Consider the following 14115-nt stretch of genomic DNA (forward strand, 5'->3'; position numbering starts at 1 on the left):
CATCACCGGGGAGTCTTCGGCAGAACGCGAACGGCGGCCACGTGGCATCCGCTCGTCACTAGAACCGAACGGGCCGGCCCGTCATCGCCGACAATGAGGGGCCGCGGTCGAGTGCCGCGGCAAGCGAGGTGGTACCGCGGCGGAGGCTCGATCGAGCGACCGGCGTCCTCGTGGAAGCATCCGTCCCCGCAAGGAGCGAGCGTGTACCCCCGTACCCCAGACGACCACGGTGTCGCCCCCTCACCCGACTTCCCCGCCGTCGAGCGCGAGGTCCTCGAGTTCTGGCTGAACGACGAGACCTTCCAGGCCTCGATCGACCAGCGCGAGGGCGCACCCGAGTGGGTGTTCTACGACGGCCCGCCCTTCGCGAACGGCCTGCCCCACTACGGGCACCTCCTCACCGGCTACGCCAAAGACCTCTTCCCGCGCTTCCAGACCATGCGCGGCCACCAGGTGCACCGCCGCTTCGGCTGGGACACCCACGGCCTGCCCGCCGAGCTCGAGGCCGAGCGCCAGCTCGGCATCACCGACAAGAGCCAGATCGAAGAGATGGGCATCGCCGCCTTCAACCAGGCCGCCCGCGAGTCGGTGCTGCGCTACACGAAGGAGTGGGAGGAGTACGTCACCCGCCAGGCGCGCTGGGTCGACTTCGAGCACGACTACAAGACGCTCGACGTCACCTTCATGGAGAGCGTGATCTGGGCCTTCAAGACCCTCTACGACAAGGGCCTCGCCTATGAGGGCTACCGGGTGCTGCCGTACTGCTGGCGCGACCAGACGCCGCTCTCGAACCACGAGCTCCGCATGGACGACGACGTCTACAAGATGCGCCAGGACCAGACCGTCACGGTCACGTTCCCGCTCACGGGCGCGAAGGCCGAGTCGCTCGGCCTCACCGCCGTGCGCGCGCTCGCGTGGACGACGACCCCGTGGACCCTGCCGACGAACTTCGCGCTCGCCGTGGGCCCCGAGATCGAGTACGCCGTCGTGCCCGCGGGCCCTGGCGGCACGCCCGACGCGACGGTGCTGCGCGAGGGCGCCGCGGGTGCGGGCGCCGACACCGAGGTGCTCGGTGCCGAGTACCTCATCGCCGTCGACCTGCTCGGCAACTACGCGAAGGACCTCGGCTACGACTCCGCGGAAGAGGCGCGTGCCGCCGTCTCGCGAACGGTGCGCGGCGCCGAGCTCGAGGGCGTCACCTACGACCGCCTGTTCGACTACTACGCCGATGTCGAGACGTACGGTCTCGAGAACGCCTGGCAGATCCTCGTCGCCGACTACGTCACCACCGAAGACGGCACCGGCATCGTGCACCAGGCGCCCGCCTACGGCGAGGAGGACCAGAAGATCGGCGAAGCCGCCGGCATCCCGGTCGTCATCTCCCTCGACGAGGGCGGTCGGTTCCTTCCCGCGGTGACGGATGTCGCGGGGATGCTCTGGAGCGACGCGAACAAGCCGCTCACTCAGCTGCTGAAGGCCGAGGGGCGGCTGCTGCGCCAGGCGAGCTACGAGCACTCGTACCCGCACTGCTGGCGCTGCCGCAACCCGCTCATCTACCGCGCGGTGTCGAGCTGGTTCATCAAGGTCCCCGAGTTCAAGGGCCGCATGGGCGAGCTCAACCAGGACATCAACTGGGTGCCCGACAACGTGAAGGACGGACAGTTCGGCAAGTGGGTCGCGGGCGCCCGCGACTGGTCGATCAGCCGCAACCGCTACTGGGGCTCGCCCATCCCCGTGTGGAAGAGCGACGACCCCGAGCACCCGCGCATCGACGTGTACGGCTCGCTCGAAGAGCTCGAGCGCGACTTCGGCCGACTGCCGCTCGGCCCCTCCGGCGAACCCGACCTGCACCGTCCCTACATCGACGACCTCACCAGGCCGAACCCCGACGACCCCACGGGCCGCTCGACGATGCGTCGCATCCCCGACATCTTCGACGTGTGGTTCGACTCGGGCTCGATGCCGTTCGCGCAGGTGCACTACCCCTTCGAGAACCGCGAGTGGTTCGACACGCACAACCCGGCCGACTTCATCGTCGAGTACATCGGACAGACGCGCGGCTGGTTCTACGTCATGCACGTGCTCTCGACCGCGCTGTTCGACCGCCGCGCGTTCTCGAACGTCGTGAGCCACGGCATCGTGCTCGGCAGCGACGGGCAGAAGATGTCGAAGTCGCTGCGCAACTACCCCGACGTGAGCGAGGTGTTCGACCGCGACGGCTCCGACGCGATGCGCTGGTTCCTCATGTCGAGCTCGGTGCTGCGCGGCGGCAACCTCGTCGTCACCGAGGAGGGCATCCGCGAGGGCGTCCGCCAGCTCATGCTGCCGCTCTGGAGCACCTGGTACTTCTTCTCCCTCTACGCGAACACGGCGAAGGAGGGCGGCTACGAGGCATCCCGTTCGACCGCCTCGACCGACGTGCTCGACCGCTACCTGCTCGCGAAGCTGCGCGACCTCGTCGAGGCCGTCACCGTCGACCTCGACGACTTCGACTCGCCGCTCGCGGCGCAGAAGCTGCGCGACTTCGGCGACGTGCTCACCAACTGGTACGTGCGCCGCTCGCGCGACCGGTTCTGGGGCGGCGTCGCCGAAGACGGCACCGGCCGCGAGGCGTTCGACACCCTCTACACCGTGCTCGAGACGCTCACCCGCCTCGCGGCCCCGCTGCTTCCGCTCGTGAGCGAGAAGATCTGGCGCGGCCTCACCGGCGGGCGCAGCGTCCACCTGACCGACTGGCCCGACGCCGCCGAGTTCCCGGCGGACCCCGCCCTCGTCGCCGCGATGGACGCCGTCCGCGAGATCAGCTCCTCGGCGCTGTCGCTGCGCAAGCAGTCGGGTCGTCGGGTGCGCCTGCCGCTCGCGAGGCTCACCGTCGTCAGCGCGGATGCCTCGGCGCTCGCGCCGTTCGAGGCGATCCTGCGCGACGAACTCAACGTCAAGCAGGTCGAGCTCGTCGCCCTCGACGAGCAGAGCGCCGAGCGCTACGGCGTGACCAAACGCCTCACCGTGAATGCGCGGGCCGCAGGCCCGCGCCTCGGCAAGCAGGTGCAGCAGGCGATCCAGGCCGCACGCACCGGCGACTGGTCGGTCACGGGCGATGAGGTCGTGGCGGGCGGCATCGCCCTCGAAGCCGGCGAGTACGAGCTCGTGCTCGAGGCCGGGGGAACGGGCGACGGCGAGACCGCGCTCGCCCTGCTCGCCGACGGCGGCTTCGTGCTGCTCGACACGGCGACGACCCCCGAGCTTGAGGCCGAGGGCATCGCGCGCGACGTCGTACGGGCCGTGCAGGAGGCCCGCAAGTCCGTCGGACTCGAGGTCGGCGACCGCATCCGCCTGACGCTCACGCTCGACGCGACGAGTCGCGACGCAGCGGATGCGCATCGTGAGCTCATCGTCGGAGAGACGCTCGCGACCGCGCTGGAGCTTCGCGATCTGGACAGTGGGACCGCGGCGGCGACGCAGGCGCTCGCCGGCGGGACCAAGGTGCACATCGGACTGGAGAAGGCATGAACGACGACATCGACCCCGAGGCGCACGACGCTGCCGACGCCGTCTACGCCGCGATGGTCGCCCGGGTCGGCGAGGGCGCACCGCGCCCCCGCCTCGAACCCACCCGGCGCGCCGTCGAGCTCCTCGGCGACCCCCACCGCGCCGCACCGGTGATCCACCTCACGGGCACCAACGGCAAGACGTCGACGAGCCGCATGATCGAGAGCCTGCTGCGCGCCTCGGGGCTGCGCACCGGCCTCCTCACGAGCCCGCACCTCGTTCGCTTCACCGAGCGCATCCGGATCGACGGGGAGTCCGTCTCCGACGAGGCCGTCGCCCGCAACTGGGAGGAGATCCTCCCGTTCATCCTGATGGTCGACGCCGAACTCGAACAGGCCGGCGAGCAGCCGCTCACCTTCTTCGAGGTGCTGACCGTGCTCGCCTTCGCCTGCTTCGCCGACGCACCCGTCGATGTCGTCGTGCTCGAGGTCGGGATGGGCGGCGAGTGGGACTCGACGAACGTCGCCGACGGCCAGGTCGCGGTGTTCACGCCGATCGCGCTCGACCACCAGGCCCGACTCGGCTCGACCGTCGAGGCCATCGCGCGCACGAAGTCGGGCATCATCAAGCCCGCCGCGGCCGTCGTCAGCGCCCGGCAGCCCGACGAGGCGCTCCGCGTGCTCGAGGAGGCCGCCGAGCTCACCGAGTCGACGCTCGCCGTCGAGGACGACGCCTTCGCGGTCGTCTCGCGCGCGGTCGCCGTCGGCGGGCAGCTCGTCACGATCCGCGGGCTCGCGGGGGAGTACCGCGAGCTCTTCCTGCCGCTGTTCGGCGCGCACCAGGCCGAGAACGCAGCCGTCGCGATCGCCGCGGTCGAGGCCTTCATCGGCGGCGGCTCGGTCCGGCTGGCCGACGAGGTCGTCGAGCGCGGCCTCGCCGAAGCCACGTCGCCCGGGCGTCTGCAGCTCATCGGCATCGAGCCGACGATCCTCGTCGACGCCGCGCACAACCCGCACGGCGCCCGTTCGCTCGTCACCGCGGTCGACGAGTTCTTCGACTTCGACGAGTTCGCGATCGTCGTCGGCGTCGTCGACGACAAGGACGCGGCCGGCATCATCGACACCCTCGCCGAACTCGACGGTCCGATGCTCGTCACCGCGCCCGACTCCGAGCGGGCCCTGCCCGCGGCGGCGCTCGAGGCGATCGTCACCGAACGCGTCGGCATGAAGCGGACGCTCCTCGTCGAACGACTCGACGACGCACTCGAGGAGGCCCGCACCTGGGCCGCAGAGGCGCCGAAGCGGGCCGTGCTCGTGACCGGCTCGATCGTCCTCGTCGGCGAGGCCATGTCGATCGCCGAGGACCGCGAATGGGGCAAGGCATGAACGACGCGACGCACGCACCCGACGACGACGCGACGGGCGCCGAGCCGGAGACCGGCGCACCCGCGCCGCTCCGCTCGATCCGCCGCAGCCTCGCCGCGATCGTCCTCGCATTCGAGGTCATCGTGGTGTTCCTCGCGGCCCTCGTCATCTGGGGTCTCGCGCAGGGCGCCGGCGAAGAGGGCGTGCTGCCGTCGTGGGTCGCCCTCGCGGCGGGCGGCGTCATCATCCTCGGCCTGGTCGCCACCATGGGCCTGCTGCGTTTCGAGTGGGCGTACGTGCTCGGCTGGACGCTCCAGGTGCTGATCGTGGCATCCGGCTTCATCAACCCGGCGATGTTCGTCGTCGGGGCGCTCTTCGGCGGCATGTGGTGGTACTGCATGGTCGCCGGGAGCCGAATCGACCGAGAACGCGCGGCATTCGCCGCGTCAGGGAAGGAACAGCTATGAGCACTGCGATCGAAGAGACCCTCGTGATCGTGAAGCCCGACGGGGTCGCCCGGAACCTCACCGGCGAGATCCTCCGCCGCATCGAGGCGAAGGGCTACTCGCTCGTCGACATCCGTCTCGTGCAGGCCGACCGCGAGCTTCTCGCGAAGCACTACGCCGAGCACGAGGGCAAGCCGTTCTACGAGCCGCTCGTCGAGTTCATGCAGTCGGGCCCGGTCGTCGCGATGCGCGTCGCCGGCAATCGCGTCATCGAGGGCTTCCGCGTGCTCGCCGGCACGACCGACCCGACGACGGCGGCGCCCGGCACGATCCGCGGCGACTTCGGCCGCGACTGGGGCCTCAAGGTGCAGCAGAACCTCGTGCACGGCTCCGACTCGGTCGAGTCGGCCGAGCGCGAGCTCGCGCTCTGGTTCGCCTGAGTCCTCCACCGTGTGACGAAAACGCCCCGGCCGACGGCCGGGGCGTTTCTCGTCGTGCTCGGGTCTCAGCCGAAGAGGTTCTGCACGTCGATCATGACGCGAGGGATCGCGTTCATCTGGATCTGCGCGAGCAGGATGACGATGGCGTAGCAGACGATCGTGATGAGCGGGATCCACGCGAACCACTTGCCGGCGAGGCTGCGGACACGTGCCGAAGCCGGAATACGCCCCTCGCGCAGGTTCAGCAGGGTGACCACCCAGAACGTGGGGATCGTGACGGCCCAGGTGAGCATGCACCAGGGGCACAGCACGTCGAGCACGTAGATGCTCTGGTAGATGAGCCAGCCGACGAAGACGAGCGCGCCGGCGACGCCGATGTTGAGCCCGATCCAGAACCAGCGCGAGAAGGTCGCGCCGGCGAGGATCGCGACGGCGATCGTGATGACGACGGGCCACGCCATGAGCCCGATGAAGGGATTCGGGAACCCGAACACCGATCCCTGCCACGACGCGAGGTTCGTGCTGCACCCGACGAGGACCCCGACATTGCAGTTCGGCACGTGCGTCGGGTCCATCAGCGTGAGGACCTTTTCGAGGGAGAGTTCGAAGGCTGCGAGGAGGCCGAGCGCCCCCGCGATGATCAAGAAGATCGCCGAACCGATGGGTCGGGATCCGCGAGGGGAGTCGGGCATGCTCGGATTATGGCACGTCGGTTCGACACCTCGCTGCGAGACCGTGCGATAATCGAGGGAGTCGCACGGGCCGCGCCCGATGCGGCGCAGACGAAGGCTTTGAGGATGCCCCGCATCCGAGTGGGCGGGAGAAACCCGCAAGACGTGGCGATCCAGGCACCCGCCGATCGCAGTGGTGAAGGTTCGGCGGTTCCGCACACGGCGGAGCCGCTCCAGATGAGTAACGGAACGACGGCGCGGCCGTCGGATCCGGTGTAGGAGTGCACCAGAGATGGTGGAAGGCAACGAGAAGAACACGAACGAACCCGATCCGAGGGGCGCGAAGCGGCGCGGAGGCCTGTTCGGCTCCCGTCGGGGTCGCGGCAAGGCTGCGCAGCCTGCGGCCGATGCGGTGACGCCGGTCGATGAGGCGGCGACGCCCGCGACGGAGGCCGAGTCCGCCCGAGCGACCGAGCCCGTCGAGGCGCCGGCGGAGCAGGCGAACGCCGCCGAGGCATCCGTCGTCGTCGACGGCGCGGCGCCGACCGACGTGGCCGAGACCGAGTCGACCGACGCCGCCGAGGAGGCGGAAGTGCCGGTCTCGCCGATCCCCTCGACGCTCACGACGACGTCGCTCATCTTCCACGCGCCGCCGGTGTTCGTGGTTCCCGAGCGCGAGGAGCGCGAAGAACGCGGCGCCGACGAGACGACCTCGAGCGTGCGTCGCCGCACCCGTCGCCGCTCGGGCGAAGAGGGCCGCACGACCGGCGACGAGCCGGCGAACAACGTCGTCAAGGTGCGCAAGCCCCGCGAGGTCGAGCTCATCACCGAGCCGCAGAAGGTCAAGGGCTCGACGCGCCTCGAGGCGAAGAAGCAGCGCCGCCGCGACGGCCGCGACGCCGGTCGCCGCCGTGCGGTGATCACCGAGGCCGAGTTCCTCGCCCGGCGCGAGTCGGTCGACCGTTCGATGATCGTGCGCGAGAAGGGCGGCCGGATCCAGATCGGCGTCCTGGAGGACGGTGTGCTCGTCGAGCACTACGTCGCTCGCAACCAGGACGCCTCGCTCATCGGCAACGTCTACCTCGGCCGTGTGCAGAACGTGCTCCCGTCGATGGAGGCCGCGTTCGTCGACATCGGCCGTGGCCGCAATGCCGTGCTCTACTCGGGCGAGGTCGACTGGGACGCCGCCGCAGAGAACGGCGAGAAGAACCAGCCGCGCCGCATCGAACTCGCGTTGAAGCCCGGCGACCGCGTGCTCGTCCAGGTCACGAAGGACCCGGTCGGGCACAAGGGCGCGCGCCTCACGAGCCAGATCTCGCTGCCCGGCCGCTACCTCGTGTACGTGCCGAACGGCTCGATGAACGGCATCAGCCGCAAGCTCCCCGACACCGAGCGCGCCCGCCTCAAGAAGATCCTCAAAGAGGTGCTGCCCGAGAACCAGGGCGTCATCGTGCGCACCGCCGCCGAGGGCGCGACCGAAGAGCAGCTGACGCTCGACGTGAACCGCCTCATCGCGCAGTGGGCCGACATCTCGAAGACGCTCGAGAAGGTCCAGGCGCCCGCGCTCCTGCACTCCGAGCCCGACCTGCTCATCAAGATCGTCCGCGATGTCTTCAACGAGGACTTCCAGAAGATGATCATCGAGGGCGACGAGGCGCGCGGCACCATCGAGCGCTACCTCCGCGCCGTCGCCCCCGACCTGCTCGAGCGCGTCGAGGCGTATGCGGGTGAGCGCGACTCCTTCGACGAGTTCCGCATCACCGAGCAGATCGAGAAGGCGCTCGACCGCAAGGTCTGGCTGCCCTCCGGTGGCTCGCTCGTCATCGACCGCACCGAGGCCATGACGGTCGTCGACGTCAACACCGGCAAGTTCGTCGGCTCGGGCGGCAACCTCGAAGAGACCGTCACGAAGAACAACCTCGAGGCGGCCGAAGAGATCGTCCGCCAGCTGCGTCTCCGCGACATCGGCGGCATCATCGTCGTCGACTTCATCGACATGGTGCTCGAGTCGAACCGCGACCTCGTGCTGCGTCGACTCGTCGAGTGCCTCTCGCGCGACCGGACCAAGCACCAGGTCGCCGAGGTCACCTCGCTCGGCCTCGTGCAGATGACCCGCAAGAAGCTCGGCCTCGGCCTCCTCGAGTCGTTCAGCGAGCCCTGCGAGGTGTGCGCCGGTCGCGGCATCATCGTGCACCACGAGCCCGTGCTGAAGCACCGCGCGCCGCAGCAGCCCGAGCGTCGCCGCAACCGCGGCGGCAACGGCGGCGGCCAGCAGCAGCAGTCCGCACCGCAGCCGGCAGCCGCGAGTGCACCGCACACCGGCACCCACGCCATCACCGATGACGTGAAGAACGCGCTCGCGCAGATCGCCGCGTCGACGATCCCGCACACCGAGCCGAAGGGCGACGCCGCACCTGCCGCCGAGCAGGCCGCACCGACTGCGCCGGCCGAGGCTCCCACGAGCGGCCGCCGCCGCGGACGCCACCGCCGCGTCTCGCAGGAGCAGGGCACGCCCGAAGCGACGGCGCCGCGCGAGCGCCGCGACGAGGCCGCGGACTCGGCGCCGAAGGCCCCGGCCGAGCAGCCCGCGACGCGCGAGCCCGTCGGCGAGGCGGCGCCGCTCATCGAGCTGCCCGCGCCCGCCGCCGAGCGCAAGCGCCCCGTCCAGGCCGCCGAAGCCGAGGTGCTCCTCGACTCGGTGCTCGACGCGCTGCCCGCACCGAAGAAGGCCGGCGAGGGCCGCTCCCGCAGCCGTCGGGTCTCGACCGCGGCGCTCAGCACCGGCGGAGCCCCGCCCGTCATCACCCGGGCCGACGACAACGCCGGCGCCGAGGCATCCGACCGCTCAGAGTGACCCGTGCTGCCTGCGGGCGCGCCGCTCTCGCGGCGTGACCCGCAGGCCGCTCTGCGCGAGCCGCGCGATCAGCTCGCGCGGCTCGACCGGGACCGCGCCCGCGGCGACGAGATCGTCGTACCTCTCGACGGGAACGTCGTAGTGGTCGAGGTCGAACGCCCGAGGCGGCAGATCTGCGCGGCGGGCGAAGTCGTGCAGCTCGTCGAGCGAGCTGTCGCTCACGAGGTGCGCCCAGACGGTGCCGTGCTTCGGCCACAGCGGTGTGTCGATGAGCACGGTCATACCGCGATGGTACGCGGGGGAGCACCGCGACGCGCCGGGTCGGCTCGTTTGACCGGCCCCGCGTCATCCGGTAAACTCGTCCGTTGGTGCCGCTGCTTATCCCAGCTGGCGCCGCTTGCAGTTCGTCTGCACATCGTTTTCTGGCAGTCACCACCCTTCTTCCCGCTGGGGCGACCGCACAGTGACAATCCCATCAGACAGACGGAACCGAGAGGTTCCCCAGAGATAGGTACGAGTAGTGGTTTACGCAGTAGTGCGCGCCGGCGGTCGGCAGGAGAAGGTCGAAGTCGGCACCATCGTGACGATGGACCGGATCGCGGCTGACAAGGACGGCAACGTCCAGCTCATCCCCGTCCTCCTCGTCGACGGTGAGAAGATCACCTCCGACGCCAAGTCGCTCGCAAAGGTCACGGTCACGGCCGAGGTTCTCAACGACCTCCGCGGCCCCAAGATCGTGATCCAGAAGTACAAGAACAAGACCGGCTACAAGAAGCGCCAGGGCCACCGTCAGGAGCTCACGCGCGTCAAGATCACCGGCATCAAGTAGCCCGCGGCGCCTCGAAGGAGAATCAGACATGGCACACAAAAAGGGAGCGAGCTCCACTCGCAACGGTCGTGACTCGAACGCGCAGCGCCTCGGCGTGAAGCGCTTCGGCGGCCAGGTCGTCAGCGCCGGCGAGATCCTCGTCCGCCAGCGCGGCACCCACTTCCACCCGGGTGCGGGCGTCGGTCGCGGTGGCGACGACACCCTCTTCGCGCTCGAGGCCGGTGCGGTGCAGTTCGGCCAGAAGGGCGGCCGCAAGGTCGTCAACATCGTGGCGGTCGGCGAATAGTCGACCGACGGTCATCGTGAGGGCGGGCTTCGGCTCGCCCTCACGTGTTTCATCACTGAGATAGGGGTACGGAATGGTCAGCTTCGTCGACGAGGTGACGCTGTTCCTGCGCGCCGGGCACGGTGGCAACGGCTGCGTGTCGGTGCGGCGCGAGAAGTTCAAGCCCCTCGCAGGCCCCGACGGCGGCAACGGCGGACACGGCGGCGACATCGTGCTCGTCGCCGACCCGCAGGTCACGACCCTTCTGGCGTACCACGGCCGGCCGCACCGCTCCTCCGCGAACGGACAGCCCGGCCAGGGCGACAACCGCTCGGGTGCGCTCGGTGAGACGCTCGAACTGCCGGTGCCGGTGGGCACCGTCGTGAAGGACGAGGACGGCAACGAACTCGCCGACCTCTCGGAGCCCGGTCTGCGTTTCGTCGCGGCATCGGGCGGCCTCGGCGGCCTCGGCAACGCCTCGCTCGCGACGACCAAGCGCAAGGCGCCCGGCTTCGCGCTGCTCGGCACCCTCGGCGACGAACTCGAGATCACCCTCGAGCTGAAGAGCATCGCCGACGTCGCGCTCGTCGGGTACCCGAGCGCCGGCAAGTCGAGCCTCATCGCCGCGCTCTCCGCTGCGCGTCCGAAGATCGCCGACTACCCCTTCACCACCCTCCACCCGAACCTCGGCGTCGTGCAGGCTGGCGACCACCGCTACACCGTCGCCGACGTGCCCGGCCTCATCGAGGGCGCGAGCGAGGGCAAGGGCCTCGGCCTCGAGTTCCTGCGCCACGTCGAGCGCTGCTCGGCGCTGCTGCACGTGCTCGACTGCGCCACCCTCGAACCGGGCCGCGACCCGATCAGCGACCTCGACGTCATCCTCGGCGAACTCGCCGCCTACCCGGTGCCCGAAGGGCAGATCCCGCTGCTCGACCGGCCGCAGCTCATCGCCCTCAACAAGGTCGACGTGCCCGAGGCCCGCGAGCTCGCGGACTTCGTGCGACCCGACCTCGAAGCGCGCGGCTACCGCGTGTTCGAGATCTCGACGGTGAGCCACGAGGGTCTGCGCCAGCTCGGGTTCGCGCTCGGCGAGCTCGTCGACCAGGCGCGTACCGAGGCGGCCGCCGCCCCCGAGCCCGAGCGCATCGTCATCCGCCCGAAGGCGATCAACGAGGTCGAGTTCGTCGTGCGCCCCGAGGGCGGCAGCTACGGCACCATCTACCGTGTGCTCGGCAAGAAGCCCGAGCGCTGGGTGCAGCAGACCGACTTCACGAACGACGAGGCTGTCGGCTTCCTCGCCGACCGGCTCGCGAAGCTCGGCGTCGAGGACGAGCTCGTGCGCGCCGGCGCCGTCGCCGGTTCGACCGTGGTCATCGGCAAGGGCCAGGGCGTCGTCTTCGACTGGGAGCCGACGCTCACGTCGACCGCCGAACTCATCACCGCCCCCCGCGGCACCGACGCTCGTCTCGACGACAACCGCCGTGCGACCCGTGCCGAGCGCAAGAGCGACTACCACGAGCGCATGGACGCGAAGGCCGAAGCACGTGCCGAACTCGAGCGCGAGCGCGAGGCCGGCATGTGGAGCGACGACGCCCCCGAGACCGACTCGGAGGCGGGCTCCGACGCCGAGGGCGAACAGTGACCGTTCGCTCCCGCGCCGGCATCGCGACGGCGCGGCGGATCGTCGTGAAGGTCGGCTCCTCATCGATCAGCGGTGAGAACGCCGGCCAGATCGCGCCGCTCGTCGACGCGCTGGCCGCCGCGCACGCGCGTGGCACCGAGGTGGTGCTCGTGTCATCCGGCGCGATCGCCACCGGCATGCCGTACCTGCGACTCGACTCGCGCCCCACCGATCTGGCGACGCAGCAGGCGGCCGCCTCGGTCGGGCAGAACCTCCTCGTCGTCCGCTATCAGGACGCGCTCGACCGGTTCGACATCATCGCCGGTCAGGTGCTGCTCACCGCGAGCGACCTCGAGAACGAGACCCCCCGGCTCAACGCGCAGCGCGCGATGGACCGCCTGCTCGCGCTGCGCATCCTTCCGATCGTGAACGAGAACGACACCGTCGCGACCCACGAGATCCGCTTCGGCGACAACGACCGGCTCGCGGCGCTCGTGGCCGAGCTCATCGGCGCCGACCTCCTCGTGCTCCTCTCCGATGTCGACGCGCTCTACACGAAGCCGCCGCACCTCGAGGGCGCCGAGCGCATCGCCCACGTGCCGTTCGGCGACGAGCTCGCCGGGGTCGAGATCGGCTCCGTCGGGCGGGCGGGAGTCGGTACCGGGGGAGCGGAGACGAAGGTCTCGGCCGCCCGCATCGCCGCCGAGGCAGGCGCAGGCGTGCTCATCACGGCGACGCCCCTCGTCGCCGACGCGCTCGAGGGCGCCGAGATCGGCACCTGGTTCGACGCGGCACCCGACGGCGCAGCCGTCGCCTGACCGTCACACGGCGTGCGGCTCGTCCGTGCTCGCCTAGGCTGGTGCCATGGAGCATCCCGACCTCGATCTCGCCGTGCTCGACGAGCGCTTCGCCGCAGCGAAGACGGCCTCGCACCGCCTCGCGCGGGCGTCCACCGCTGAGAAGGACGCCGCGCTCGAGCAGGTCTCGACGCTCCTGCGGGCGCGGGCCGAGGCGGTCGTCGCGGCGAACGCGCTCGACCTCGAAGCCGGGCGGGCGAACGGCCTCTCGGCGGGGCTCCTCGATCGGTTGACGCTCGACGTCCGCCGCGTCGAGTCGCTCGCCGACGCCGTGCTCGAGGTCATCGGCCTCACCGACCCGATCGGCGAGACCGTCAGCGGCCGCTCGCTGCCGAGCGGGGTGCGCATCGATCAGGTGCGCGTGCCGCTCGGCGTCGTCGGCGCCATCTACGAGGCGCGGCCGAATGTCACGATCGACATCGCCGTGCTCGCGCTGAAGAGCGGCAACGCGGTCGTGCTCCGCGGCGGCAGCGCCGCCGAACAGACCAACCGGGTGCTCGTCGAGGTGCTGCGCGATGCGCTCGAGGCGGCCGGCCTCCCCGGCGACGCCGTGCAGACCGTCGACGACTTCGGGCGTGCAGGTGCCCGTCACCTCATGCAGGCGCGCGACTTCGTCGACGTGCTCATTCCGCGGGGGAGCGCCGGGCTCATCCGCGCCGTCGTCGACGAGGCGCGGGTGCCCGTCATCGAGACCGGCGCCGGAGTCGTGCACATGTTCCTCGACGAGAGCGCGCCCGAGGAGTGGGCGGTCGAGCTCGTCCACAACGCGAAGGTGCAGCGCCCGAGCGTCTGCAACGCGCTCGAGACGCTGCTCGTGCACCGCGCCGCCGCCGAGCGGCTGCTTCCTGCCGTGCTCGACCGGCTCGAGGCATCCGGCGTGACCGTGCACGCCGACGAACGCGTGCGCGCACTGCGCCCCGAGGCGCTGCCCGTCACCGAGGAGGACTGGGCGACCGAGCACATGAGCCTCGACCTCTCGGTCGGTGTCGTCGACTCGCTCGACGAGGCGCTCGAGCACATCCGCCGCTACTCGACGAAGCACACCGAGGCGATCGTGACGAACGACCTCGGCAACGCCGAACGGTTCCTCAACGAGGTCGACGCCGCCGCCGTGATGGTGAACGCCTCGACCCGGTTCACCGACGGCTCCGAGTTCGGCTTCGGCGCAGAGGTCGGCATCTCCACGCAGAAGCTGCACGCCCGCGGCCCGATGGGCCTGCCGCAGCTCACGAGCACGAAGTGGATCGTGCGGGGGGCGGGTCACGTGCGCGCCTGAGCG

General features: G+C 70.4%; 12 protein-coding genes. 10 read left to right on the forward strand and 2 right to left on the reverse strand.

Translation table 11 applies throughout. The features are described from left to right. Positions 1-201: 201 nt before the first annotated feature. Genes ileS through ndk form a run of 4 tightly spaced genes read left to right on the forward strand, consistent with a single transcriptional unit; the run spans position 202 to position 5739 of the window. A complete protein-coding gene (ileS, locus tag ACFVTX_RS16995; protein ID WP_386902205.1) occupies positions 202-3510 on the forward strand; it encodes an isoleucine--tRNA ligase in 3309 nt (1102 codons plus the stop codon). Continuing rightward, positions 3507-4874, forward strand: a complete 1368-nt coding sequence (locus ACFVTX_RS17000; protein ID WP_386902207.1) for a bifunctional folylpolyglutamate synthase/dihydrofolate synthase — start codon at positions 3507-3509, stop codon at positions 4872-4874. The genes ileS and ACFVTX_RS17000 overlap by 4 nt, the downstream gene beginning before the upstream one ends. Continuing rightward, positions 4871-5320 (forward strand): DUF4233 domain-containing protein, encoded by a 450-nt coding sequence (locus ACFVTX_RS17005; protein ID WP_386902209.1) that lies wholly within the window; start codon positions 4871-4873, stop codon positions 5318-5320. The genes ACFVTX_RS17000 and ACFVTX_RS17005 overlap by 4 nt, the downstream gene beginning before the upstream one ends. After that, positions 5317-5739, forward strand: a complete 423-nt coding sequence (gene ndk, locus ACFVTX_RS17010) for a nucleoside-diphosphate kinase (RefSeq protein ID WP_386902211.1) — start codon at positions 5317-5319, stop codon at positions 5737-5739. Before ACFVTX_RS17005 ends, ndk begins: the two co-directional genes overlap by 4 nt. 65 nt (positions 5740-5804) lie before the next feature. Here ndk and ACFVTX_RS17015 read toward each other — a convergent pair whose 3' ends face one another. Further along, positions 5805-6431, reverse strand: a complete 627-nt coding sequence (locus ACFVTX_RS17015) for a vitamin K epoxide reductase family protein (protein WP_386902213.1) — start codon at positions 6429-6431, stop codon at positions 5805-5807. Between the two features lie 271 nt (positions 6432-6702). Here ACFVTX_RS17015 and ACFVTX_RS17020 point away from each other — a divergent pair, with 271 nt between their 5' ends. Continuing rightward, on the forward strand, positions 6703-9264 hold the full coding sequence (locus ACFVTX_RS17020) for an Rne/Rng family ribonuclease (protein ID WP_386902215.1): 2562 nt from the start codon (positions 6703-6705) through the stop codon (positions 9262-9264). Here ACFVTX_RS17020 and ACFVTX_RS17025 read toward each other — a convergent pair. Next, positions 9256-9546 (reverse strand): DUF4031 domain-containing protein, encoded by a 291-nt coding sequence (locus ACFVTX_RS17025; RefSeq protein ID WP_386902217.1) that lies wholly within the window; start codon positions 9544-9546, stop codon positions 9256-9258. The two genes, ACFVTX_RS17020 and ACFVTX_RS17025, sit on opposite strands and share 9 nt — an antisense overlap. Positions 9547-9784: 238 nt before the next feature. On the opposite strand from ACFVTX_RS17025, the gene rplU reads away from it, so the two are divergent. The 5 genes from rplU (at position 9785) to ACFVTX_RS17050 (ending at position 14112) form a co-directional block, all read left to right on the forward strand. Beyond that, positions 9785-10093 carry a 50S ribosomal protein L21 gene (rplU, locus tag ACFVTX_RS17030; RefSeq protein ID WP_386902219.1) on the forward strand — a complete coding sequence of 103 codons (309 nt, stop codon included), beginning with the start codon at positions 9785-9787 and terminating at the stop codon, positions 10091-10093. Between the two features lie 28 nt (positions 10094-10121). Beyond that, positions 10122-10379 carry a 50S ribosomal protein L27 gene (gene rpmA / locus ACFVTX_RS17035; RefSeq protein WP_386902221.1) on the forward strand — a complete coding sequence of 86 codons (258 nt, stop codon included), beginning with the start codon at positions 10122-10124 and terminating at the stop codon, positions 10377-10379. Positions 10380-10452: 73 nt separating this feature from the next. Beyond that, positions 10453-12000, forward strand: coding sequence for a GTPase ObgE (gene obgE / locus ACFVTX_RS17040; protein ID WP_386902223.1), 1548 nt, complete (start codon positions 10453-10455; stop codon positions 11998-12000). Then, a complete protein-coding gene (gene proB, locus ACFVTX_RS17045; RefSeq protein WP_386902224.1) occupies positions 11997-12797 on the forward strand; it encodes a glutamate 5-kinase in 801 nt (266 codons plus the stop codon). The genes obgE and proB overlap by 4 nt, the downstream gene beginning before the upstream one ends. A gap of 46 nt (positions 12798-12843) precedes the next feature. After that, positions 12844-14112 (forward strand): glutamate-5-semialdehyde dehydrogenase, encoded by a 1269-nt coding sequence (locus tag ACFVTX_RS17050; protein WP_386902226.1) that lies wholly within the window; start codon positions 12844-12846, stop codon positions 14110-14112. Positions 14113-14115: the final 3 nt, after the last annotated feature.

Origin of the sequence: Agromyces sp. NPDC058136, assembly GCF_042884375.1 — a bacterium.
Lineage (GTDB): Bacteria > Actinomycetota > Actinomycetes > Actinomycetales > Microbacteriaceae > Agromyces.

Bases quoted from the DNA above. Each gene is read 5' to 3' on its own strand.
- ACFVTX_RS17000 (WP_386902207.1), top strand. From the start codon at position 3,507: ATGAACGACGACATCGACCCCGAGGCGCACGACGCTGCCGACGCCGTC.
- ACFVTX_RS17005 (WP_386902209.1), top strand. From the start codon at position 4,871: ATGAACGACGCGACGCACGCACCCGACGACGACGCGACGGGCGCCGAG.
- ndk (WP_386902211.1), top strand. From the start codon at position 5,317: ATGAGCACTGCGATCGAAGAGACCCTCGTGATCGTGAAGCCCGACGGG.
- ACFVTX_RS17015 (WP_386902213.1), bottom strand. From the start codon at position 6,431: ATGCCCGACTCCCCTCGCGGATCCCGACCCATCGGTTCGGCGATCTTC.
- ACFVTX_RS17020 (WP_386902215.1), top strand. From the start codon at position 6,703: ATGGTGGAAGGCAACGAGAAGAACACGAACGAACCCGATCCGAGGGGC.
- ACFVTX_RS17025 (WP_386902217.1), bottom strand. From the start codon at position 9,546: ATGACCGTGCTCATCGACACACCGCTGTGGCCGAAGCACGGCACCGTC.
- rpmA (WP_386902221.1), top strand. From the start codon at position 10,122: ATGGCACACAAAAAGGGAGCGAGCTCCACTCGCAACGGTCGTGACTCG.
- obgE (WP_386902223.1), top strand. From the start codon at position 10,453: ATGGTCAGCTTCGTCGACGAGGTGACGCTGTTCCTGCGCGCCGGGCAC.
- ACFVTX_RS17050 (WP_386902226.1), top strand. From the start codon at position 12,844: ATGGAGCATCCCGACCTCGATCTCGCCGTGCTCGACGAGCGCTTCGCC.